General features: G+C 35.7%; 23 protein-coding genes and 2 pseudogenes. 20 read left to right on the plus strand and 5 right to left on the minus strand.

Annotation, left to right across the window (positions count from 1 at the left end):
- The first annotated feature begins 36 nt into the window (after nt 1-36).
- The 11 genes and pseudogenes from HMPREF9421_RS06065 (at nt 37) to HMPREF9421_RS06110 (ending at nt 10429) form a co-directional block, all read left to right on the plus strand.
- Nucleotides 37-650 (plus strand): annotated as a pseudogene (locus HMPREF9421_RS06065) (GyrI-like domain-containing protein).
- 12 nt (nt 651-662) lie between these two features.
- The gene (locus HMPREF9421_RS06070; RefSeq protein ID WP_006596126.1) at nt 663-1205 is read left to right on the plus strand and encodes a ClbS/DfsB family four-helix bundle protein; all 543 of its coding nucleotides are present in this window, start codon (nt 663-665) and stop codon (nt 1203-1205) included.
- A gap of 241 nt (nt 1206-1446) precedes the next feature.
- A complete protein-coding gene (locus tag HMPREF9421_RS06075; protein WP_040803256.1) occupies nt 1447-2064 on the plus strand; it encodes a DNA alkylation repair protein in 618 nt (205 codons plus the stop codon).
- 691 nt (nt 2065-2755) lie between these two features.
- Nucleotides 2756-4102 (plus strand): DUF262 domain-containing protein, encoded by a 1347-nt coding sequence (locus HMPREF9421_RS06080; RefSeq protein WP_006596128.1) that lies wholly within the window; start codon nt 2756-2758, stop codon nt 4100-4102.
- A 65-nt stretch (nt 4103-4167) separates the two neighbouring features.
- Nucleotides 4168-4524: an HNH endonuclease family protein gene (locus tag HMPREF9421_RS11055; RefSeq protein ID WP_478078780.1), complete on the plus strand. Its 357-nt coding sequence runs from the start codon at nt 4168-4170 to the stop codon at nt 4522-4524.
- A gap of 482 nt (nt 4525-5006) precedes the next feature.
- Nucleotides 5007-5180, plus strand: coding sequence for a hypothetical protein (locus HMPREF9421_RS06085; protein ID WP_006597066.1), 174 nt, complete (start codon nt 5007-5009; stop codon nt 5178-5180).
- A gap of 2 nt (nt 5181-5182) precedes the next feature.
- Entirely contained in the window at nt 5183-5674 is a 492-nt protein-coding gene (locus tag HMPREF9421_RS06090; protein ID WP_006596131.1) for a hypothetical protein, read from the plus strand.
- Between the two features lie 329 nt (nt 5675-6003).
- Nucleotides 6004-6384: a VOC family protein gene (locus HMPREF9421_RS06095; protein WP_040803020.1), complete on the plus strand. Its 381-nt coding sequence runs from the start codon at nt 6004-6006 to the stop codon at nt 6382-6384.
- Nucleotides 6385-6976: 592 nt separating this feature from the next.
- Nucleotides 6977-7828, plus strand: coding sequence for a HEPN domain-containing protein (locus tag HMPREF9421_RS06100; RefSeq protein WP_006596133.1), 852 nt, complete (start codon nt 6977-6979; stop codon nt 7826-7828).
- Between the two features lie 110 nt (nt 7829-7938).
- Entirely contained in the window at nt 7939-9480 is a 1542-nt protein-coding gene (gggC, locus tag HMPREF9421_RS06105; RefSeq protein WP_006596134.1) for a streptosactin export ABC transporter GggC, read from the plus strand.
- 142 nt (nt 9481-9622) lie between these two features.
- Nucleotides 9623-10429, plus strand: a complete 807-nt coding sequence (locus HMPREF9421_RS06110) for an alpha/beta fold hydrolase (RefSeq protein WP_006596135.1) — start codon at nt 9623-9625, stop codon at nt 10427-10429.
- A gap of 193 nt (nt 10430-10622) precedes the next feature.
- Here the strand turns inward: HMPREF9421_RS06110 and HMPREF9421_RS06115 are convergent, their stop codons facing one another.
- Genes HMPREF9421_RS06115 through HMPREF9421_RS06125 form a run of 3 tightly spaced genes read right to left on the minus strand, consistent with a single transcriptional unit; the run spans nt 10623 to nt 12951 of the window.
- Nucleotides 10623-11339, minus strand: coding sequence for an ABC transporter permease (locus HMPREF9421_RS06115; RefSeq protein WP_006596136.1), 717 nt, complete (start codon nt 11337-11339; stop codon nt 10623-10625).
- Nucleotides 11336-12151: an ABC transporter ATP-binding protein gene (locus HMPREF9421_RS06120; RefSeq protein WP_006596137.1), complete on the minus strand. Its 816-nt coding sequence runs from the start codon at nt 12149-12151 to the stop codon at nt 11336-11338. The genes HMPREF9421_RS06115 and HMPREF9421_RS06120 overlap by 4 nt, the downstream gene beginning before the upstream one ends.
- The gene (locus HMPREF9421_RS06125) at nt 12148-12951 is read right to left on the minus strand and encodes a MerR family transcriptional regulator (protein ID WP_006597069.1); all 804 of its coding nucleotides are present in this window, start codon (nt 12949-12951) and stop codon (nt 12148-12150) included. Before HMPREF9421_RS06125 ends, HMPREF9421_RS06120 begins: the two co-directional genes overlap by 4 nt.
- Nucleotides 12952-13074: 123 nt before the next feature.
- On the opposite strand from HMPREF9421_RS06125, the pseudogene HMPREF9421_RS11060 reads away from it, so the two are divergent.
- The 3 genes and pseudogenes from HMPREF9421_RS11060 to HMPREF9421_RS06135 form a co-directional block, all read left to right on the plus strand.
- Nucleotides 13075-13251: pseudogene (locus HMPREF9421_RS11060) on the plus strand (type II toxin-antitoxin system RelE/ParE family toxin); the annotation flags it as partial.
- Between the two features lie 13 nt (nt 13252-13264).
- Nucleotides 13265-13663: a hypothetical protein gene (locus HMPREF9421_RS06130; protein ID WP_231911630.1), complete on the plus strand. Its 399-nt coding sequence runs from the start codon at nt 13265-13267 to the stop codon at nt 13661-13663.
- 53 nt (nt 13664-13716) lie between these two features.
- Nucleotides 13717-14160: a GNAT family N-acetyltransferase gene (locus tag HMPREF9421_RS06135; RefSeq protein ID WP_006596141.1), complete on the plus strand. Its 444-nt coding sequence runs from the start codon at nt 13717-13719 to the stop codon at nt 14158-14160.
- A gap of 282 nt (nt 14161-14442) precedes the next feature.
- On the opposite strand, the gene HMPREF9421_RS06140 is transcribed toward HMPREF9421_RS06135, so the two are convergent.
- Together HMPREF9421_RS06140 and HMPREF9421_RS06145 are read right to left on the minus strand one after the other, a co-directional pair.
- Nucleotides 14443-15228: a CPBP family intramembrane glutamic endopeptidase gene (locus HMPREF9421_RS06140; protein ID WP_006596143.1), complete on the minus strand. Its 786-nt coding sequence runs from the start codon at nt 15226-15228 to the stop codon at nt 14443-14445.
- 4 nt (nt 15229-15232) lie between these two features.
- Nucleotides 15233-16120, minus strand: a complete 888-nt coding sequence (locus tag HMPREF9421_RS06145) for a helix-turn-helix domain-containing protein (RefSeq protein ID WP_006596144.1) — start codon at nt 16118-16120, stop codon at nt 15233-15235.
- Between the two features lie 341 nt (nt 16121-16461).
- Between HMPREF9421_RS06145 and HMPREF9421_RS06150 the strand changes: the two genes are divergently transcribed.
- The 6 genes from HMPREF9421_RS06150 (at nt 16462) to HMPREF9421_RS06170 (ending at nt 22181) form a co-directional block, all read left to right on the plus strand.
- Nucleotides 16462-17481 (plus strand): DNA/RNA non-specific endonuclease, encoded by a 1020-nt coding sequence (locus tag HMPREF9421_RS06150; RefSeq protein ID WP_006596145.1) that lies wholly within the window; start codon nt 16462-16464, stop codon nt 17479-17481.
- Nucleotides 17482-17600: 119 nt separating this feature from the next.
- Nucleotides 17601-17777, plus strand: a complete 177-nt coding sequence (locus HMPREF9421_RS10980; protein ID WP_006596146.1) for a hypothetical protein — start codon at nt 17601-17603, stop codon at nt 17775-17777.
- A 404-nt stretch (nt 17778-18181) separates the two neighbouring features.
- Nucleotides 18182-19930: a glycoside hydrolase family 13 protein gene (locus HMPREF9421_RS06155; RefSeq protein WP_006596147.1), complete on the plus strand. Its 1749-nt coding sequence runs from the start codon at nt 18182-18184 to the stop codon at nt 19928-19930.
- An 83-nt stretch (nt 19931-20013) separates the two neighbouring features.
- A complete protein-coding gene (locus HMPREF9421_RS06160; RefSeq protein ID WP_006596148.1) occupies nt 20014-20553 on the plus strand; it encodes an RDD family protein in 540 nt (179 codons plus the stop codon).
- A 153-nt stretch (nt 20554-20706) separates the two neighbouring features.
- Nucleotides 20707-21387: an Ltp family lipoprotein gene (locus HMPREF9421_RS06165; protein ID WP_006596149.1), complete on the plus strand. Its 681-nt coding sequence runs from the start codon at nt 20707-20709 to the stop codon at nt 21385-21387.
- Nucleotides 21388-21869: 482 nt separating this feature from the next.
- Nucleotides 21870-22181 (plus strand): hypothetical protein, encoded by a 312-nt coding sequence (locus HMPREF9421_RS06170; RefSeq protein ID WP_006597213.1) that lies wholly within the window; start codon nt 21870-21872, stop codon nt 22179-22181.
- The last annotated feature ends 15 nt before the right edge of the window (nt 22182-22196 follow it).

The following is a 22196-nucleotide window of genomic DNA, read 5'->3' on the forward strand; positions in this document are numbered from 1 at the left end:
AATAAAAATAACCAGATGTAAAGGGAGAACTGGATAATGAAATATGAATGGAGAAAACAAGAAAAAAATCTTTATGGTGTAAAGCAAACACCTATCATTGTAGAAGTGCCAAAGCAAAAATTTATTTTGTTAAAAGGTAAAGGAAATCCGAATGAAGTGGATTTCTCAGATAGAATATCCGCATTATATTCTCTAGCCTATGCCATTAAAATGTTGTTTAAAAATGCAATGAAAAATAAAACTGATAACGATATTACAGATTTTACGGTATATCCATTAGAAGGCTTTTGGAAAAAAGTAAATGGAGAAGAGCTTGATAAAAATAAACTGGAATACACATTGATGATTAAACAACCTGATTTTATTACACAAGAGATATTCACAAATGCACTTGAAAATGTAAAAAAGAAAAAGCACAACGTATTGTATGATGAGATAAGTTTTAGAGAAATAGAAGAGGGTAAATCTATCCATATTTTACATGTTGGAAGTTATGATGATGAGCCAAAGTCATTTGAACTGATGAATGAATTTGCAAGAAAACTTGATCTTACAAGAATAGGTGATTTTCATAAAGAAATATACCTAAGTAATAAAAACAGGACATTAAAAGAAAAACAAAAACTATATTAAGATATTCAGTGAAATAGGAGGGACTTGTTATGCCAAGACCAACGACAAAAAATGATTTAATGATTGTTGCTAATGAAAACTATGAAAAGTTAAATTTATTTATCTCAAAGATGACTGAGGAAGAGTTAAATACACCATTTGACTTTTCAAAAGATGAAAAGAAAAAAGAAGCCCACTGGAAAAGAGATAAGAATCTAAGAGATGTTTTAATCCATCTCTATGAATGGCATCAGCTTATTTTGAATTGGGTACATTCCAATCAAAAGGGAGAAGAAAAACCGTTTTTGCCTGAGCCGTACAATTGGAAAACTTATGGAGATCTGAATGTAGAATTTTGGAAGAAACATCAAAATACTTCTCTTGAAGACGCAACTAAAATGTTTCATAAATCCCATAGCGATGTTTTACAGTTGGCTGAAACCTTTACAAACGAAGAACTTTTTTCAAAAGGTGTATATAAATGGGTTGGGGGGAGTACACTGGGTTCCTATTTTGTAAGTACCACTGCAAGTCATTATGATTGGGCTATGAAAAAATTAAAAGCTCATCAGAAAAAATGTAAATTAAAATAGAGGAAATTAGGGTAGTAAAGTGCATTTTAAAGAAGTAAAAGGAATTCTCTCTTCAAAGAATAGAATGAATTTATTCAGAGGGTGCACTAATGGGTGTATTTATTGCGACTCAAGAAGCAACTGCTACCGGATGAACCATAAATTTGAAGATGTAGAAGTAAAGGAAAATGGAATCAGTCTTTTGGAAGAGAACCTAAAACGAAAGCGAAAAAAATGCATGATTGGTTTGGGGTCAAGTTACATGAAAGAATATATTTTAAATTTAGAAAAAGAATTCTCTTTAATAGAAAATGGATTTAAAGAGGAAGAGCAAAGAGCTCTTGCTGACTATCTATCAAACGATAATGCGTATACTAAAGAATTAGCATTTTTAGCCTTTAAATCCAATGTATATCAAGTTAGAATGTATAGTGTATTTCTCTTCGGCTATTTGTCATCGTATGAAGAAATTTTGATCTTCATGAGGGATGAGGTTTCAAAAGATGATAATTGGAGAGTTCAAGAAGTATTAGCAAAAGCATTTGATGAATTTTGTAAGCAAACAGGTTATGAAAAATCTCTTCCGGTTATTGACGACTGGCTCCAAAATAATAATCCAAATGTTAGAAGAGCTGTTACAGAAGGTTTGAGAATATGGACGAGTAGACCATATTTCAAGGATAATCCAGATGAAGCTATTAAACGAATCGCAACATTAAAAGAAGATTCTAGTGAATATGTTAGAAAATCAGTCGGCAATTCTTTGAGGGATATTAGCAAAAAATTTCCAGAGTTAATTAAAGAAGAACTTGATGGTTGGGATATTAAGAGTAAAGAGATTCAAAAAGTTTACAAGTTAGCAAGTAAATTTATTAAGTGACAATTATCAGCTATAAAGTTGAAAAAAGGGAACTATAAAATAGTTTCATTCTAAAGTTTAATTTTAAACAACAACTCTATCACTTTCGTTCTATAATATAGGAGTATACAAGCACCACATGTTGAATGTGTAAGTTTGTTAGTGAAACGTTGCTAATCCTCAAAAGGTTCACTGAACCTTTTGAGTCCCACAGACCCACCACGTGGAGTGTGTATTATTGCTTGTAAAAGCGTAAAAGCCTTGAAACGAAAGGAATTATGAAAAGCCTTGTAGGTAAGGCTTTTTCTTATGTGCTGGGGAAGTATCGGAGTGAGAATACAAGTTGAGTATCTTGATGTGATAGCCTGATAGGCTGTCAATCTATTTCTATAAACCCTAGGGGGTACGGAGTTGTTACCATAGACTAGGCGTTAACGGAAATTAACGTATCCCCTATTAATGAAACTTAAGCAAGGTTTGATCCAGGGAGATAAGTAGAAGTTAGATGATACAATTTAATTCAATAAAATCCTTGAAATTTTAATCTTTCAAGGCTTTTATTTAGGGATGTAGATAGATTTCAAGTTATAATGGTACAACATGTCATCTTTAAAATGCTTTTAAATCGTTAGATTGTTCGGATATACTTAGAATTTAAATGTCAGCGTTTTCGTGATATAATACCATAAGAAAAAATTATTGGAGAATCTGAATGAGAAACGATATTCAACCGGCTTTACAAACAATAAAATCTTATTTTGAAAAATCAGAATTTTATATTCCTACCTATCAGAGACCCTATGCTTGGCAAGTACCACAATGTGAACAACTCATTGAAGATATTAATCTTCATATGGAAAATTTCGATGATAGTTCCCAAGACAATTATTTCTTTGGAGCTGTTCTCATTGCTCAAGAATCTGGAGAAGAGCATGAAGTAACCTTGATTGATGGCCAGCAAAGAACAACGACATTTATGTTACTTCTTAAGGCAATCTTATTGAAGATTGATAATGAGCTTGAACTTCAACCGACTCTAGATACTGATGCACGCAGATTAGTGAAACGTCTTAATGGTCTTAAAGAGCAGATTGTCACAATGCTTTTCAATGTTTCAGATGACGAAAAAGATGATTTCGTTGATGGACTGTATTATCCTAGCGATGATAGAATAAAGTATATAAATCATTCGATTTCAGAAAAATATGCTAGTGAGATGACTACTATCTTGCTAGGTAAAGATTTTATATCTATTAAAGATAGAGTTCACCAAATCTATCGTCGCCAGAAAGACAACCGCTATACTAACTTCTATAAAAACTTTAGATATTTTTACAATATGTGTAACGAATTGAATGTTTTTACTCTTATCAATTTTGCTAACCACTTTATTGATAATTGCCAAGTGATTACCATTACAAGTTATAATACTGATCAGGCTATAAATATTTTCAATTCCTTAAATGGGACTGGTGTTCCATTGGCCCCAATTGAAGTAATTGTATCTAAGACAACCGCAAACGCATCAGATAGGAAAAGCTTCGAAAAAAATTGGCAAGAGATTGTACAACGTACAGATTCATCTAGATTAGACTTAAATGCGTTAATTACTCACTATATTTTCGTAAAACTTTCAGAACAAAACAGTGCTGATCGAAGAAATCCTGGTATAAGAGCCTTTTTCTCAAAAAATAAACATCTATTGAATGAAGATGTTCTGTTTACTGCTGAGCTAAATACAATCTTAAATAATTTTGAACGAGTATCTGATACTATCAATGGTCGATTGATAAATAAATTAAACGGTAATTTACGACCTTTTGTTAGTAGTTATTTATTTTTCAGACAAGATAACACATATCTGGAATACTTACTTAGACTTGGAGTTTTGATTGAATTATCTGAACTCTCATATAGCCATAAACTTTTTAAAGGCTTCCTAGAAGAAATTAATCTGATGTACAGTCAAGTCGATTCAATTTCAATCAACGAACTTATTTTAAAAATAAAAACCATATTCATACTAATTTTGTTTATGAAGACGTTAAACAAACTTTGACTGAAAGTGGAGTTTCAAATTCTATTCTTTATGTAAATGAATTCCTATTTTCATTGGAAAAAGGTATGGACTTTAATTTAAATGGAAATATTGATATTGAACATATTATGCCGCAAAGTGGTTTGAATAGAGAAAATATTATGTCAGATGCTGGACTAGAAAGCCAGGAAGAATTTAGAGATTATGCTGAGAAGCTTGGTAATAAGATTCTCCTTGAATCCGAAATTAATCGTGGAATTGGAGATGCTTGGTTTAGAACAAAAAGAGAGAATACAATCACAAGTGGTCATGGATATATAGGTAGTAAGTTCCCAATAGCTAAATCTCTTGTTAATTATGTAAATGACACTTGGACTAAAACTGACATTGAAGTGGCAACAGAAAAAGCTGCTAAACGAATTGCTGATTTTATTTTTGAATAAACTAGAACGATAGAATTAAGAGGTAAGTTATAATTATGTCATTAAATTAAGTTACTTTAGAAATTCCATTAAATATTCAGAAAGATTTAGACTCTGGAATTTATAAAAGCTTACATGCAGTTCAGAATTTCTTATTTATAAACTAGAGTATAAAACCGATTATTGAAGAACATTTAGAAAGTTAATTTTTACTATAGTTAATATTTATTTCCACATTAAAATTCTAAAATCACTTTTTCTTTCCTTATCCATTAGTATAGAAGAACGCTACCACCACAAGTTGAGGCATCAGTGAAGTAGAAGCAGATGTTCTGCCCATGGGACAAGCTGAGACTGAAGGTCGAGAAGGTGCCTTGGGGCATAGCTGTCGTAGAGTGAGGAGATTACGACGAAACGATACGGTAACAGCGAACCGCTGAGTGTTTAAGTTTGTTAGTGAAATGTGGATAATCGTTCAAAAATCAGAAAGACTAGAGATGTATATGTTGGAATTGTATCAAAATCCTTCCTATAAAGATCTAGTTGCATTTGGGTCCTTAAAAGAAGGAAAAGAATTTGTACCCAAAATAACTGGATATACCCTAGAAAATGAAAATGATTTTGTTCAAGGTAATAAAGTAGAAATAACGAACATTTATATGAAGGGCTTAGAGTAAACATGAGTCTCTTATTTGAAGAATTTAAAACTATTTGTTTCCATTTAAATCGAGTCGGAATTACACCAACACTGATGGGTTCTTTGGGATTGGAGTTTAGAACGAAAGAAAATTGGGAGCCGTCTGACATTGACATTCATGTGCCTGGTGATCCTAGAGGTTGGGAAGCACCTGATCATCTCAGAATTTATGACTGGGACAAGATAATGAAAGTGATGAAAGACTTAGGCTACGTCTTAATAGACATTCATGAGCATGAATTCCAAAAGGATAGAGTGAGTGTTGAATTTGGAAGTATCGATTCCTTACCTGATTTTGCAGGAGTTTCGGAATCAGATATAGAGCTTATTCACATTGAAGGCATCACTTTTCGTCTTCCAAGTCTGGGGCAGTATCTAAGTATTTACAAAGCTTCTTCTCAAGACTCCTATCGAAATGATCACAATGACAATAAGGATTTTAAAAAGATCGAGTGGCTGGAAAGACATTTGTAAATTATCATATGAAAAGTAGTAAGTTGTAAGACTGGCTACTATGTTATTTTTATCATCATTTTTATTGGTTTATACTATATTGGCTAGTAATTGAATTAGTAAAGAAAAGGATTTTAAATTATAGAATGGATGTTATTTCTTTTGGAAGAAGTGATCAACTTTCCGGTCCACAGTATCATTTCAAAATGTTTTTAATTGCCTTTTGTTTATTAGTATAAAAGCAGAATATTACCACACGTTGAGGCCGTATCACTGCTTGTACGAGCTGAGACATCAACGAAGTAGAAGTGAGTATATTGATATTTTCAGCACTAGATGGAGAGGGAACAATGCATCATATTGACATTTATGTAAGTAATTTAGATAAAACCAAGGAGTTCTATTCTTGGATACTTAGCATTTTAGGTTTTGAGTTGTTTCAAGAATGGGAAAACGGATTTTCCTATAAAAAGGACGAATTTTCTATTGTTTTTGTACAGACAAAAGAAAAGTATCTTAATAACGGATACAATAGATGTAATATAGGCTTAAATCATCTTGCTTTTCGATGTCAAACTAAGGATAAAATCGATCAAATTAGGAAGAATCTTATTCAGAGAAATATAGTTTTGCTTTATGATGATAAATATCCATATGCCGGTGGTGCAGAACATTATGCAGTCTATTTTGAAGATCCAGATAGAATTAAAATAGAAATTTGCTTGGATTAACTTAAAAATTGTCAGTAATGATGAGCATTGATAAATTTCAGTTTGTTGAGGGAAACCCTTTTAACAACAATCTTGTGATATCGTTAAAAGTGTTATAGACATGTTTCCACATACATACAGGTTCATTTGACATACTTAGTGTTCACTCGTTTCATGTTGAGGCGGTATCACTGCTCATGAAAGCCTAGAAACCTTTTAGCGAAAAGTTTTATGAAGTCACTGGCAACAGTGGCTTTTTTAGCTTTGGTGGGGGTGCACCAATCGCCATATTGATGAAGAAACCCTGCAGCAAGCTTTCCTCAGGTCCATAGAGGTTTTTCGAGAAAATAAGGAAAATCTAGAAGTGAAGTGGAGTAATTTTAATGAAGAACAAAAACTGGAAAGGTACCATGAAACTTATCTAAATTTGACGCTTGATAATAATCAAAGAGAATTCAATCAGTGAAAACGGCAGCATCATCGTTAAATTTTTAAAAGTAACAAAAGAGAATTTATAAGTCTATAGCTAAGAGAGTAGGCGTTCTAGCTATGGTCTTTTTTGAGTTTATGGGATAAAATAGAACTATTAATTAAGTAGGGGAGAAAGCACAGAATGAGTATGGAACGTGATAAATCAGCAAACAAAGCTAACGGAGAGATTGGAGCATCCTATCATATATTTTCAAATTTAGTGAATGAATTAAGAGGCGAGTCAATTATTATGTTGCAAGTGCTTGAGTCTGATTTTACAATATTGCAGAACCGAGCAATTAAGCAAAGTATTAAGGAAGGGATAATTGAAGATGACTTTGATAAAAAGTATATTGCTCCAATATTCACTGACTTAGAGGAAATCTCTTCAAAAATGTATAGTACCTTTGTAAACTATTATATTTTAAGATTGACAGGTGTCCTTGAGTTGTATTTTAAGGATTCAATCAAAGAGTTGCTAAAACTCAATATAGATTTGTTAGTAAAAGGTTTTGAGGGGATAAAAAAAGAGAAATTAATGAAAGACCTAAAGAAAAATTACGATTCCAAAGTGTATTTACAATGTTTAAATAACATTGCAACAAAATATTCTAATGGAAAAAAATTTTCTGGAAAATATAAAAAGTATTCAAAACTTTTAGATATTAATATAGATGATGTTGATGTAATAGGTAAATTAGATAATCTCTTCTCTCTAAGAAATGATTTGGCTCATCTTAATAGATTTTCTGATGATCAAATTAATTCGAGAACCAGACCTTCAATTATAACAGAACGTGGTTTTAAGTACTCTAGAGAGACTCAGTTATCAAGAGAAAATTTTGAAGAAGTTGTGAAAAAACTTTTAAAGTTGACATATGAGACATCTGAATTTTTGAAAGAAGTAGAGCAAGCGACTAATTCAAAATGGAGCCGCTTTGATGAAAGTGCGGAGGATCACTATAATCGATTAGTTCAAATCATTAATCAATAATGTATAGTTACGTTTAATGGTTTCATTTAAATATTCAGGCTCCTATTATATCCCCATCTAGAAAAAACGACTATCTAAGTCGGTAAATAACTTCAGGAGGTTTATACGTTATGCTTAGATCTTATGTAACTAAGAAGCACTTATTCATCTATTTTGTGGCAATTATGATTACTTGGCTGGAGGCTATCATTACCCCAGCTTTGATTCAGTATATTGTCTCTAGTTTTACCAATCACCAGTTGCATTTGCTATGGCAGGTCTTGTTTTGGGGAATTGTTGGAAATTTGATTCTCTTGCTGGGTTTGGCGGGGAAACGTTATTACTATGCACGAGTGCTGACAGACTTCAAGTCGGGTATTAAGAAGGATATCTTTCAGACTTTTCTATATAGCCGTCGGATAGCAGATGAAGAAGTTTTGTCAGACTTGGAAAATGATGTAAAACAGCTAGAAGATAATTATATTGAGCCGACTGTTATTATCATTTCTTCTTTGGGATTTACAATTGTCTCTATCTGTTATGCTCTTTGGACTAATTTTTATCTTGGATTGCTCTTTATCATTTTTTATTCGATACCTGTTCTTTGTAGTGGAATTGGCTCTAAACGTTTGGATGAAATTACGAAGGAGAAGTCCTTAGCTAATCAAGCCTATGTCTCTCAAGCAACCAATATGATCGCAGGTGCTCGTTCCATACGGTATTATCGAGGACAAAGCTTGTTTTACAAACTGTTCTCTAAAGATTTGCACAAGGCTCTAAAGGAAGAAATTGCCTATGAAAAGCAACGGACCATAAATAGTCTCTTTATCAATGGAATTGATGCTTTTTGCTCTGTTGCGCCTATTGTCATTGGTGGTTTCATGACCTATTATAACTACCTATCTGCAGCCAGCTTTGTAGGGATTTACCTCGTATCGTATAATATTGGCTATCAATTTCAGGAGTTATCTTACTTTATCAATACTAGAAAATCAGCCAAGTCTCTCTGTGACAAATATCAAAAATTATTGAGAGTAGACCTGGATATGCCTTCTGTTCTCGAAGATTCCGTCTTTCCTATCCAGTTAGAGAGAGTCAGTGTAGAGCGTGATGGTCAAGAAATCCTAGCCTCTTGTGATCTCACTATTGAGGAAGGGGAAAAGATTGCCATTATCGGAGAAAGTGGATCTGGAAAAACGACCTTACTGAACCTAATCTATGGTGAAATTGAGCCTAGTCATGGTCGGATTCGCTACCATGGGCAAGAGCTAACCTCGGATGAACTCTATCAGGCAGGAGCCTATATTCTTCAATCTAGTCATATCTTTGATGGTTTGAGCCTAGAGGAAAATATTGCTTTGGGACAAAAACTTGATACTGTAAGGATGGATGAAATCCTTCGGCAAACTGGTTTGAAAACTCTTCAAAACAAAAACCTTAGCAACCAGACTCTGTCAGGCGGTGAGAAGCAGCGCTTGGAAATTGCCCGTGCTCTCTATCACAATCGCCAATTTATCCTAGCTGATGAGGTCAAAGCTAATCTGGACTTTAATAATCAAGAGAAAATCAGTCAACTTCTCTTCTCCCTCCCTCAAACACTTGTAGAAGTGATTCATCACTATAGTGAAGAGGACTTGAAGCGCTATGATAAGGTGATAAAACTGGAGAAATAGGTGGAGGTATAGATTTCAGAAAGGAGTGGCAGTTTCATTCTTTTTTGTGAGATAGATAATAAAAACTCTGTCTAAAAATATCAGTACAATAACGTTAAAAAAGGATGTATCTAGTGAAAGTCTTACAGTAAGGAGTTTAAATATGAAATTCCATGAATTTGGGGATAAGAATTTGCCTCCTATCTTGCTGATACATGGCGGTGGTAGTTCTTGGTGGAACTATCTTCGTCAAGCACGAATCTTGTCAGAAGAATACCGTATTATTCTACCCACTTTGAATGGCCACGGTGAAGAATATCAACTCGATTATATTTCTACGGAAGATTCTGCTTTGGAGATCCTAGACTATTTCAAAGAACACTGTGGCGGGAAGTTGTTTGCGATTGGTGGTGTTTCGCTTGGCGGTCAAATTGCTATGGAGCTTTTGTCCTTAGACAGCGAGATAGCTGAGAAGGCCATTATAGACAGAAGCCTCTGTATTCCTCAACCAAGATTAGCTAAAATCAGCATCTTTCTAGTATCACTATTTGGCAAACTGATGTTCAGTAAATTCTCTTGCAAACTCCAGTTAAGCATGATGGACAAACTCTATCCTAAACTGGCTTATCCAGAGGAGATAAAAGCTTATTATTTGGAGGATCTTCCAAGGACGCCTATCAAAACATTGGTGACCATATACAAAACCTATATGGGGCGTTACAAGCTGGAGGACACGATTTCTGCAAGCAAGGCGCAGGTTCTGTATATCTATGGTGAAAAAGAATCGAACTGTGTGAAAGCATCGGCAAAATTATTTCAACAACTACATCCCAACACGATCTTGTATGAAGCAAAGGGTTATAATCATGGATATTTGTCAGCTTACCTGCCTCAAGAGTGGATTGATTTGGTGGTACCATTTTTAAAGAGTGATTCATTGGAAATGTGTAATGAATCTGATATGCCATAATTGACTCTAACATTTTAGGCAGCGATAATGATATTCTTACTGCAATTTCTAGGACCATTGTACTGTCCTGCATGAAAAAATGATATAGAGTAAACTAGATAAAAACAACCAAAAACACTAAAGCGACGAGATAAGAAACAATCTCGTCGCTTTTTGTTTTAAAGTAAATGCTACCATGGCATTATCCAGACACCTAGTTAGATTTTTGTTTATTCAAGAGGAGGATACAAGTCATTACTGAGATACAGGATACAAGAATCAGATACCAAAGATTTTCAAGACCAAAACCATAATCGACCATCAATCGGAATCCCCAAGAAGCGGGGAAAAGACGCCCTATTGCTTGGAGAAAATCAGGCAGTAAGGTGATGGGAAACATGATTCCTGAGAGCATAATTGATGGTAAAAAGATAAGTTGTGCTATCATGGTCAGCTTTGCTTGATTATTAACAGTAAGGCCCAGTATACTTCCGATACTCAACGATACAAAAATGTAGATGGCAAGCGCGAGAAAGAATAAGGGAAATTGACTTGGTAGATTTGCTTTAAATAAAATTGGAGCAAGTAGTAGGATCACCATGCAGGTAATCATCAAATGAACAAAGGCAGAGAAAACCATTGTCACCAATCCTAAATGAATAGGCACACCATTTGCTTTATAAATCTTTTTTATGTCGCTTCCGTATGTTTCAATCAAGGAAGGCGGTAAACCGAGAAAGGCTCCCATTGAAACACTCATGACAATCATTGACTGTATAGGTGTGCTACCCATTTCAGGCATAACGGAAGTAAAAATACCACCCATGAGAAGAAAGAAAATAAGCGGTACAATATAGTAAGTAACCAAGAGAGACTTACTTCGTATGTCCAATTTCCACTGTAATGTTAGGCTATATAAAAACCCAGTCATTCCAAACCCCTCCTTGCTATTTCAATGAAATGCTGCTCCAGTGTGCCACGATCAACCTTGATATCCAATATCTGGATATTTTTCTGTTTGCATTCTTCCAATAATGAAATTAAGCTATCCTCGATCGTATCTGTTTCATATGTATTCTCCCCTTCCTGTGTTTTTAAATGGATGAAATATTTTCTTCCAAGTTTTTCTGTCAGTTCTGAAGGAGTACCACAAAAAACGATCTTACCACTATTCAAAATGGCAATGCGGTCACATAGGGTTTCAACTTCGGCCATATCGTGGCTTGCCAAGACGATTGTCTTTTCCTGTGATTTGAGCTTTCGGATTTGTTCATGGAGAGATAGTCGTCCTTCAACATCAAGTCCCGCTGTCGGTTCATCGAGAAAAATAATATCTGGATTACTGATAAGTGCAAGAGCAAGATGTAATCTTCTTTTTTGCCCAGTGGATAATTCTATGTATTGCGACTCTTCAATTTCTTTTATGCCAAGGGCCTTTAGCATAACATCATCAATGTGTGTATGATTCCATTTTGCAAAGAGTTTTATGGCTTCCATCGGTTTGATGTGGACGGGTAGAGAGGAGGACTGTAGTTGAATTCCGGTTTTCCCATTTACAACTATAGTGCCTTCGTCATATTTTCTCAGACCTTCGATACATTCAAGCGTTGTTGTTTTACCAGCTCCGTTTACTCCGAGCAGAGCAAATATTTCTCCTTGTTTGATTTGAAAATCGAGGCCTCCAAGAACCAATTTGCTACCATAACTTTTCTTTAATCCAGAAATCTTTATCGCGTCTTTCATGGTTCTACCTCCTCAAAGGGATTTGTTCCAAGCCTTGAAAAATAGACTTGCAGGGCAGGTCCTATATAATCATTGACGATTTTTTGCTTTTCTTCCCAAGCGTTTGAGGCGGTATCAATAGTACCAACTTCCATCAACTTAGGAAGCATGCTCATATCACCATTTGTAAACTCCATAATCAAGCCCCAGTATTCTTTCACAACCTGTTGGCTTTGTTCGCTTTCGGCTGGTATGTTTTCTTTTTGAAGCTCTACGATTTGATCACTTAGGCGGTTCAATCTGTCCATAAAGTCTAGTCCGCTTTTCTTGTCAAATCGACTGCGTATCTGGTCGAGCGTATCATCATCAAAGCGCTTAATGAGAGAGTAGGAGTCATTCTTCATCTGTAGATTGACAATGATGTCTGCATACTTCTTAAAATTGACCGTCTGTATTTGTAAAACTTCTGCCTTTAACTGCTCTATTGCGACCAAAGAATCCTTAAGTTGTTCTATATTTTTACGAAGAACATCTGCCTGCTCCGTAAGAGCTTTAGCAACATCATCAGGTGTTTTCAAAGAGATCAAACGCCACTTTATATCCTTGAGAGAAAAACCTAATGATTTTAAAGACAATATCTGATGGAGTAGTACTAAATCTTTATCGGTATAAAGCCTGCGACCACCCTCACTTTCTGCCGATGGGGAAAGCAACCCTTCTTTATCATAATATTGTAGAGTACGGACAGTAAGGTTCATTTTCTTAGCAAGTAGCCCAACTGTCATAAATCCTTCCGGAATTGCTCTATATTTAGCCATCATTACCCACCTCCTCATACTTATTATACATCGTTACGTAAGGTCATGAACAAGATTATTTTAAAAAAATTTGCTTGACAAAAACTTTTTCATTTTCGAGAAAAGAAAGAGAAGTCATAGAAAAAAGAACCCTGTCCTCTGGTATCAAGCCGGGGCTATGGTGAGATGACGAATGATGGAAAACCCTATCGTTATATGCCAATAGAGAACTATCTCGCATTTTATTATATTGAGAAGCATACAGTGTATGTTGCTCGTATCCATAGTGCAAAGCAGGATTGGGTCAAGATTTTTTATAAGTAGGATGAGAACCCCCATGTTAAAATCAAATGAGCTAATCATTTTTTTAATTTCTCTCCCCTTTCTGATGGTCCTTGTTTTCTATTCTCTTAGTGAGCATCCTGGATATAGTGATGATGGGAATTTCGTCAGAAATCATGAGGCTGCTATAACGCGTGAGATCATCGCACACTTAGCCCGGGAAAAGCAGGACATAGAATCTGTGACATTATTACCAAATACTGCTAGGGGCGAGTATGATAATGGTGGTGATGTGAGTGGACATTACCATATCTATTTTACAGCCTACGTCAATCATAATCGCGAGCGAACGATAAGCGTAGAACTATTCTTCCCAGATGCCAGCATCCCCCTTTCACCTTGTTTCCTCCCAACCCTTATAAAGACAAGGGCAAAAAGATGTCCAATTGGTTGATGGGGAATATTGAAGTATTGGAAGAAACCTCTAGATAGAAATAAGAACAAGTCATGATGAATAGAATAGTAGACGAACAGATCACTCTTATTCCTTATTATAGGAATGATGACATTTCCCTTCTTTGGTATCAAGATAGTGAGATTTGCAAACAAGTTGATAATACTGAACAGATTTACGATCTAAAAAAACTTCATAAAATGTATGATTACCTAACTTCACACGGATCTTGCTATTATATCCAATATGAGGGAGTGTTAGTTGGGGATGTGACACTTCAAGATAACTCGGAACTTTCTATAGTGATCAGCAAAGAGTATCAAAATTTACAGATCGGAAGACGATGTATTTCTGAAATGATACAGCTGGCCAAAGAGAAAGAAATGGTTAAGGTAACTGCTCAAATTTATCCTTTTAATACTCAAAGTCAAAGAATGTTTTTGGCTTTGGGATTTCAGAAAGTAGATGAAGAGTGGTATGAATATAAGTTGATTTAGAATAGATGTATTTCTCCATATATATTAAGACTGTAATCTGCGGTTTATAAGACAATGTTCATGAAAAATAGAGATAAAGGGTATCTACTGATACATGGTTAAGAGTTTTTTTCAGAAATCTAAAAATGAAGAGAACACCAACAGATGATTTTTTTGTTGGTGTTCTTTTTATATGATTATACAATTTATCTCGCTTTTTTATGTTTGTAACAAGTTAAACAGCCAGTTTGTAGGAGGACCTTTAAAGTCAAATTTTTTACGGTTAATGGAGGATTTTTCCAATCACAATCCCTCCACAGTTTTATTTCGTATATGAATTGCAATCGGTGTGATAAGTAGGTATAGCAAGGTCAAAATGATAAAAAATCCGATATCTGCATCCAAAAATACATAAACGATATTAAAGCCAAAATGCATGAAAATAGAATAAATCAGATTATTATATTTTTCCAAAATAATATTCATACAAATAGTAATAGATGTAATCACAACTATATTAGAAATAATATAAGGAACGGCCCGCCAGTCCGTAAATTTTGAATCTACAACCCACAGAAGTGTATGCCAGAAACACCAGACTAGGCCTTGGTATATAGAGGATTTTAAAAAATGATATTTTTTATTAAATTCTTCTCTCATATAACCTCGCCACCCTAATTCTTCACCAGTCGGACCTGATGTAAATGATAAGAAAACACTTAGTGGCAATGATACGGTTCCTAGATTGATGTAGGAGAGCATTGTTTTTGGGGTTATAAGTGAGTAGATGAAGAGTGATAAAATACTGAGCCCAAATGTAAGACCAAATGAAGATAGAAGTGGGAGTAACGAAACTTTAGCAGAGAAACACCGCTTAAGGAAAGTTGTTCTTTTCTCATCAGTCCTGAAATACTTCCATCCAAATAAAAGCAGGTATGATGGAGACCATGCGACGATATTTCGTACAATCCACATGATAACAGGTGGAACCTTAAATACTAAACTTGCAGGAGCTGCTACGAAAATAATGAGTGCCCAAACAAGTACATAAGAACTGATGATGTATCTTTTTAAATAATTTACATTCATTTAGTTACCCTCTTTTTTCAGCTGTATAGATAACCAGTTCACTCTTAATACCATTCAATTCAATTATATTATCTGCATCGGGTAAATCGAAAGGTTCAGTTTTTTGCCCATTTTTTTCATAATAAATGTTTGTTCCAATCCCTTTGGTGACAGCAGTAAATAGGCTGTTTTCAGGAATACGAATTCTGGATGTTGCTGAAATCTGGTTAATGTTAACTTCACCGTTTAATGAATGACATAATACTTCCATATCAAGATTACAGTTTATTTTTACTTTACCTGAAATATCTTCTAGGGTTAAACGAGATGTCTTAACGTCAAGTTCGATATTGTCACATTCTAGGGAGTGAATTTCTACAGACTCTGCACGAACCGCACATTCAATGTGACTAATATAGGGAGTTGGGATTTGCACAAAGATACTGACAGTTTCTTTAGCCGTTGCCTCTGTTACACCATTATAACGTTTTACATCTACGTCAATTCTTTTTCTACTATCATCAATTTTTACTTTAAAATCATTTTGAAGTGTAGGAAGAAGGTTAGATACCAGACGAACTCGAATTTTTTCTCCCTTGTATCCAGACAATACAAACTTTTCTGCGCCTCCAAATTTCATATCATAGCTCTTTATCTTATCGATATCATACTCTGTGATACTTTCAAAAAGATATTCGCTTGTCTTAAGACTAGTTCTTTCATTACAGATTAGCTCATCGATAGAGATGTTAAATAGGTTTGAGATGGATATCATATTTTCGATATCTGGAATTCCAGCACCAGTTTCCCACTTTGTTACAGCTTGTCTGGATACACCGATTTTTTCAGCTAAAAGTTCTTGTGACATCCCTACTTGTTTACGTATGGATTTTAAATTTTCAGCAAATGTCATGTTGTATGACCTCCTCTATATTTTATGATGTAATTTGTCATAAAGTAGCAATATGACTGATTTTAGTATAGAATAAACGATGATTACAGCACAAGCAAGTAGAAGTTGCATTATCATTATTTTTGCTACTTTACGTGGCATTTATCGTTTTAACGTTGCTTTTTAGCATTATTTTAGTTATTTTACCATACATTCAAATAATAGAATTAAAAATAATATTTTGAAATCCCTGATAGTCTACTAGTAATAAAAATAGCATAAAATAGGTTCTAAAAAATTATTTGTTCTGTAACCGCTTTTTTCTGCTATAATAATACTAGATAGTAATACGGGAGTTTATTATGGTTACAAAACGGTTTTTGAAAAATATCTTCGTAGGAATAGTCGCGATTTTCATGTCTTTAACCTTTGTTCAAGGAGTTCAAGCTCAGCAATCAGTATTGGACTACCAAAGTCTTAATCTGCTACCTTTTACTAGTAACAAGCAGCTCGTTCTAGGTGAGTTTGATCATTTGGGTCGTGCGACCTCCGCTCATATTCAGCTGCAGGACAAGGATGAGCCAAAGAAAAAAAGAGAACCACGTCTCAGCTATAATCCGGTTGGCTGGCACAATTATAAGATTGCTTATGGAAATAAAGGAAAGAAGGCCTGGTTGTTCCACAGAGGGCATTTGATCGGCTATCAGTTTAGTGGTCTGAGCAATGAAGGGAAAAATCTGGTTCCTCTAACTGCCTGGACCAATACGGGGAATTATAAAGGGACAGCGGATAGCAATGTGGAGGGCATGCTCTACTACGAGAAACGACTCGATAGCTGGCTAGCCACCCACCCCAATTATTGGCTGGACTACAAGGTGACACCTGTCTACACGGGGGATGAATTGATTCCTCGGCAGGTGACCTTGCAATATGTAGGAATTGATCGAGATGGCAACCTTCTGCCTATCCATCTAAGTAGTCCCAAAGAGTCAGTAGATGCTTATGGGATTACCACCGTTACCTTGGACAACTACTCTAAGAATGCGACCATTGACTATCTGAAGGGAACTGCCAAGCCATCTTTAGTGCCGACAGAACCAAGTAGCCAACCACAACCAGCCAGCCCTTCTGTAGAGACGCAACCAAGTCAAGCCCCTCAACCGAGTCAGCCAGCAGTGCCTGCACAGCCAGTTCAACCTGTAGAGCCTGCAGCACCAACTCCTCAACTGGCTCCAGTAGTTTATGTAGCCAGAAATGGGAGTGCGGATGTATATTGGTATTCTTTGGACAGTATGCCTCGCAATACTAACTTTTCTAAGGTTGTTCAAATGTCAGAAGAGCAAGCGCTAAGCCTTGGAAAGCGGCATACAAGTAAGGAATGAGTATAAGTTATTTTGATAATGAGAAAGCCCAATTGTTGGGCTTTTTGTGTAGGGTAAGTACTAAATAGGAGAACTAAAATGACTGAAAATATGCTATAATAATAGGACGGAGGTAGAATATGACCTTAAATGTAGATAAAGAAAAAATGATGATTATGGGTGTGATTTTTGACAACAAAAAGGTTTTTAAGAGCGTCTGGTTTGCTCTGAGCACCAATATGATTGAAGGATGGCATCCCACGGTAGAAGACGTGGAGCGACTGAGAGAAGAGGCCATTCTGGAAAGTGCAAACTAGAATGATCTATTTTTGAACTATACTTGTAGGTTTAATTTTCTGATTGTGATTGTATGAATAATTGTGTAAGTAAATTTTAAAAAATACGAATAACACTTGAATTATCTAGTAAAAACTGTATAATGTAATTAATAGGACCGCCCACCTCTCTTTGATGTGACAAGGCGGACATTTTGTATAAAAATATTGAAATAACTATTTAAGAATAATTCAATAAAGATCTTATAGCCCAATCGCTGGGCTTTTTGTGTGCATTACAATCTTATAAAGTTAGTAGTCTAAAATTATCTCTCTCAACATATTGCAAACCTTTTCATAAAGTTGTATACTAATAAATGATTTTATGTAATCGTTTGCATAAAACGGTAAATGATGAAAAGAGAATATAGTAGGAGACGAGACAGATGGAATTAACAGCGATTTATCATCGGCCTGAATCGGAGTATGCCTATCTTTATAAGGATGGCCAGCTCCATATTCGCATCCGGACCAAGAAAGAAGATATCAAACGGATTGTCTTGCACTATGGGGATCCCTTTATTTTTATAGAGGATCTTTATGAGGCGACCAAGGAAATGGACAAGGTGACGACAGACGACCTCTTTGATTATTGGCAAGTGTCGGTATCTGTCCGCCATGCAAGGATCCAGTACCTCTTTGAATTAGAGGACACAACGGGAGAGAAGATCTTGTACGGAGATCGAGGTGTGGCAGCCTATAACAAGGAGAACCTGGACTTCGTCATGAACGGTTTTAAGCTTCCCTTTATCCATGAGATTGATGGGTGTGATGTTCCGGATTGGGTGGCGCAGACGATTTGGTACCAAATCTTCCCTGAGCGCTTTGCTAATGGGAATCCAGCCATTTCACCAGAAGGTGTCCGTCCTTGGGATGCCTCTATTTCCCCTCAAGTATTGGATTTCTTTGGTGGAGATTTGCAAGGCATTATTGATCATTTAGATTATTTGCAGGAGTTAGGAATTACAGGTCTCTATCTTTGCCCGATTTTTGAATCGCCGAGCAACCACAAATACGATACCGTTGACTATTTTGAAATTGATCAACATTTTGGTGATCAGGAGACCTTCCGCCAGCTAGTGAAAGAGGCCCATGCGCGTGGGATGAAGATTATGCTGGATGCCGTCTTTAACCATATTGGTTATGATTCACCCCAATGGCAGGATGTGGTCAAATACGGGAAGGATTCGATTTACAAGGACTGGTTCCATATTAAAGAGTTCCCTGTCTCCTCAGAAAATCTGTGGAATAGTCGCGACTTGTCTTACCATGCTTTTGCCTTTGCGGGCTATATGCCTAAGCTCAATACGGCTAATCCTGAGGTGAAGGCCTATCTCTTGAAGGTTGCGACTTATTGGATTGAAGAGTTTGATATTGATGCTTGGCGCCTGGACGTAGCCAATGAGATCGACCATCAATTCTGGCGGGATTTCCGTAAGGCGGTCTTGGCCAAGAAGCCGGATCTCTATATCCTCGGGGAAATCTGGCATTCGTCCCAACCTTGGCTCAAGGGCGATGAGTTCCATGCCGTTATGAACTATCCCCTCTCTGAAAGTATCAAGGATTATTTCCTGCGGGGGCATAAGGAGACCCAGCGCTTCATTTGGGAGATCAATAGCCAGTCTATGTACTACAGGCAACAGATTTCTGAGGTGATGTTTAACCTCTTGGACTCCCATGATACAGAGCGCATTTTGACGACGGGCAAAGGAGATCTTCAGTCTGTCAAGTCTGCTCTGACCTTTCTTTATCTGCAACGGGGTACGCCCTGTATCTATTATGGAACAGAGCTAGCCCTCATCGGTGGTCCAGACCCAGATTGCCGCCGTGTCATGCCATGGGAGCGTGTGGTAGCTGATAATGACATGCTGAACTTTATGAAGGACTTGATCCAGCTCCGAAAAGAAGTAGCAGGCATGATTCAGTATGGTAAAGTGAGTCTGGAAGAGGTAGAGCCAGATGTAGTGGCAGTAGAATGGCGGCATGAAGGTAACATGCTCAAAGCCTACTTTAACCAGTCGAAGAAAGATGTTGTCTTAGAAAGAGGACAGGCAGATCTGATGAGTCTTGGAAGCATTTCCCATGATTGCTTGATCATTCAGCCAAATGGCTTTGTTATTTATAGGGAAAATTAGTAAGAAAGAAGACTGAAATTGAGGTATTTCAGTCTTTTTTTATAAATTGTTTCTTTATTCGTACCCTTATATTATAATAGGAGATGAGAAAGGGGGAGACGGTGATGAAGATGTTAGCAATCAATCCTATTTCGGTTAAAAAAAGAATGATAGAATTTCTATTCGATTATCTTTTCATTCTAACTTATTTAGTTCTTCTGTTTATAGTTTCTATGCTTATTTACACCATCTTTTTTAATGGTGTCCCAGAGTTTACAGAAATTCAGTCGCAGTGGCTTGTATTTTTAACTTCTATTTTGCCAATCACCCTCCTGTTCACATACTTGGATTATGCAAAAAATGGGAGTTTTGGGAAGGGAAAAGCAGGACTTGAACTGGTCTACCAGAAAAAAACAGTGCAAGCTAGCTTGATTAGAAATGTCATCAAATTTTTACCTTGGCAACTCGGTCATATGGGCACGATTCATGGCTTCTATAGTGATTTTGATATGTTATCCATTAGCCTCTCTATTTCGGCGACTTCACTCGCAGTCTCCTTACTGGCAATGACGATGTTTCGGAGAGATAAGAGGCATCTAGGAGATCTGCTAGCCCATACGCAAGTCCAACCAAAAGAAGAATAGGGTACAGATTGTTTATCCTATCCTATCCTTAAAGAAAAAGACAAATATAGTAAGGAAGTATTTGTATGAATGAGACCGTAGAGTTTACAATATTTTTTTATTAAGAACAAAATAACAAATTAATTTGACTAAAAACAAGTAAAGGTATTCATTATGAAAAAATTTTTGATATTTATTTTTGCGATTTTTGTATTGTTGATAGGAATGTTCGCTATTATGTATAATGGATATATTAAAGCTTATGAAGAAGCTCATAATCATTCGAGTTATTCATGGACAAAAGAAACTTATCCTGTAGAAAAATACTCTAATTCAATTGATGAATATAATGATAATTTCGAATTATTATTTAATTTGCTTGTTAAAAAACTTTTTTCTCCAACTTTAGTAGAAGAAGAATTTAGAAAGGCATATGCAACAGCTAAAGAACTGTCAGAGGATTCTCCAATTTCGATGCAGGCTATCAAAGATAAAATAAAGATTTATAACTATTCAGAGGGGGCTAACCAGTACGCTGTATATAAGCTTAATATAGATTGGAAAGAACGGGCTGTTTTAGTAGCAAAATCACTTCAAAAGTATCGTTATTCAAAAGAAGGGTTAGTTGAGCAACTTATAAATGTTGAACTATTTACTCAAAAAGAGGATGACTATGCTGTAGAACAAGTTAATTTCGATTGGAAGGAGAATGCTGTGAAAGAAGCGGAATCTTATGTAAACAGTGGCAAGATTTCGAAAGAAAAGTTATTAGAAATACTTGTTGAGAATAAAAAATTCACTCAAGAAGAAGCTGAGTATGCTATAGAACATGCAAAAATAGATTTGTTGGATTAGACAATAGTTCTAGTATTTATTTAAAGACCTTAAAAGAGGGTAATGAAGCTAAGATAGCTGCGGTAGAAAGTTATGAAAAGTGGCATAATGAAAATAAGGACACAATTTCTATTTATGATCGCTATTTGAACAGTGATGATTTCAAAACAAGTCCAATGGAAAATATATAAGATCAACTGAAAATATTTTTGATCGACCATCACTACTATGAAGTAGCAATTCCCCTGATTAGACAATTTAGTAAGAGTTACGATCATTATTATAAAAAACTAACGGAGGCAAGTGACTATTACTTAAAACAAAAAGGAGATGCTCCACAATAAATCTAAGATCACTATACTTCATAAGATTTAACGACTAAAAGATAGAGTGAGGGCTGACTTGCCCTTGCTCTATTTTTCAGTTCCTTTAATTGTACTTTTCCCTACATAGGTGTATAATGTGTCCTTAGGTAAAGAAATTAGTAGAATAAGGAGATGGATATGGAATTAAAAGATTTTACAGAAAAAGAACAAGAACAAATCAACCAAGGTTTGAGTACAGCTGAGATTTCTGATAAAGAAGCGGCGAAGAAGTTGCTCGCTCTTGTCCCGCAAGAATGGATCAAGCGTATTCCTTTCTTTGTCAGAGGGCATGCGACAACAAAGACGATCGAGCGTGTAGCCATGCGCTATCCTGAACTCTATGCCGTGGCCAAGCGCCAAGGAGACCTTCCTGAAAAAGAACGGGAAGAATTGCGTGTCATCATGACAGAAGTCTTTGAAGAAAAGATGAACAAACATAAGATTAAATAATCCTTTGTTATTTTT

Source organism: Streptococcus australis ATCC 700641 (assembly GCF_000186465.1).
Classification (GTDB): Bacteria; Bacillota; Bacilli; order Lactobacillales; family Streptococcaceae; genus Streptococcus; species Streptococcus australis.

What these genes read in the sequence shown, in the direction of transcription:
- HMPREF9421_RS06070 (WP_006596126.1), top strand. Translation starts at nt 663, where the DNA reads ATGCCAAGACCAACGACAAAAAATGATTTAATGATTGTTGCTAATGAA.
- HMPREF9421_RS06075 (WP_040803256.1), top strand. Translation starts at nt 1,447, where the DNA reads ATGAAAGAATATATTTTAAATTTAGAAAAAGAATTCTCTTTAATAGAA.
- HMPREF9421_RS06080 (WP_006596128.1), top strand. Translation starts at nt 2,756, where the DNA reads ATGAGAAACGATATTCAACCGGCTTTACAAACAATAAAATCTTATTTT.
- HMPREF9421_RS11055 (WP_478078780.1), top strand. Translation starts at nt 4,168, where the DNA reads ATGGACTTTAATTTAAATGGAAATATTGATATTGAACATATTATGCCG.
- HMPREF9421_RS06085 (WP_006597066.1), top strand. Translation starts at nt 5,007, where the DNA reads ATGTTGGAATTGTATCAAAATCCTTCCTATAAAGATCTAGTTGCATTT.
- HMPREF9421_RS06090 (WP_006596131.1), top strand. Translation starts at nt 5,183, where the DNA reads ATGAGTCTCTTATTTGAAGAATTTAAAACTATTTGTTTCCATTTAAAT.
- HMPREF9421_RS06095 (WP_040803020.1), top strand. Translation starts at nt 6,004, where the DNA reads ATGCATCATATTGACATTTATGTAAGTAATTTAGATAAAACCAAGGAG.
- HMPREF9421_RS06100 (WP_006596133.1), top strand. Translation starts at nt 6,977, where the DNA reads ATGAGTATGGAACGTGATAAATCAGCAAACAAAGCTAACGGAGAGATT.
- gggC (WP_006596134.1), top strand. Translation starts at nt 7,939, where the DNA reads ATGCTTAGATCTTATGTAACTAAGAAGCACTTATTCATCTATTTTGTG.
- HMPREF9421_RS06110 (WP_006596135.1), top strand. Translation starts at nt 9,623, where the DNA reads ATGAAATTCCATGAATTTGGGGATAAGAATTTGCCTCCTATCTTGCTG.
- HMPREF9421_RS06115 (WP_006596136.1), bottom strand. Translation starts at nt 11,339, where the DNA reads ATGACTGGGTTTTTATATAGCCTAACATTACAGTGGAAATTGGACATA.
- HMPREF9421_RS06120 (WP_006596137.1), bottom strand. Translation starts at nt 12,151, where the DNA reads ATGAAAGACGCGATAAAGATTTCTGGATTAAAGAAAAGTTATGGTAGC.
- HMPREF9421_RS06125 (WP_006597069.1), bottom strand. Translation starts at nt 12,951, where the DNA reads ATGATGGCTAAATATAGAGCAATTCCGGAAGGATTTATGACAGTTGGG.
- HMPREF9421_RS06130 (WP_231911630.1), top strand. Translation starts at nt 13,265, where the DNA reads ATGTTAAAATCAAATGAGCTAATCATTTTTTTAATTTCTCTCCCCTTT.
- HMPREF9421_RS06135 (WP_006596141.1), top strand. Translation starts at nt 13,717, where the DNA reads ATGATGAATAGAATAGTAGACGAACAGATCACTCTTATTCCTTATTAT.
- HMPREF9421_RS06140 (WP_006596143.1), bottom strand. Translation starts at nt 15,228, where the DNA reads ATGAATGTAAATTATTTAAAAAGATACATCATCAGTTCTTATGTACTT.
- HMPREF9421_RS06145 (WP_006596144.1), bottom strand. Translation starts at nt 16,120, where the DNA reads ATGACATTTGCTGAAAATTTAAAATCCATACGTAAACAAGTAGGGATG.
- HMPREF9421_RS06150 (WP_006596145.1), top strand. Translation starts at nt 16,462, where the DNA reads ATGGTTACAAAACGGTTTTTGAAAAATATCTTCGTAGGAATAGTCGCG.
- HMPREF9421_RS10980 (WP_006596146.1), top strand. Translation starts at nt 17,601, where the DNA reads ATGACCTTAAATGTAGATAAAGAAAAAATGATGATTATGGGTGTGATT.
- HMPREF9421_RS06155 (WP_006596147.1), top strand. Translation starts at nt 18,182, where the DNA reads ATGGAATTAACAGCGATTTATCATCGGCCTGAATCGGAGTATGCCTAT.
- HMPREF9421_RS06160 (WP_006596148.1), top strand. Translation starts at nt 20,014, where the DNA reads ATGAGAAAGGGGGAGACGGTGATGAAGATGTTAGCAATCAATCCTATT.
- HMPREF9421_RS06165 (WP_006596149.1), top strand. Translation starts at nt 20,707, where the DNA reads ATGAAAAAATTTTTGATATTTATTTTTGCGATTTTTGTATTGTTGATA.
- HMPREF9421_RS06170 (WP_006597213.1), top strand. Translation starts at nt 21,870, where the DNA reads ATGGAATTAAAAGATTTTACAGAAAAAGAACAAGAACAAATCAACCAA.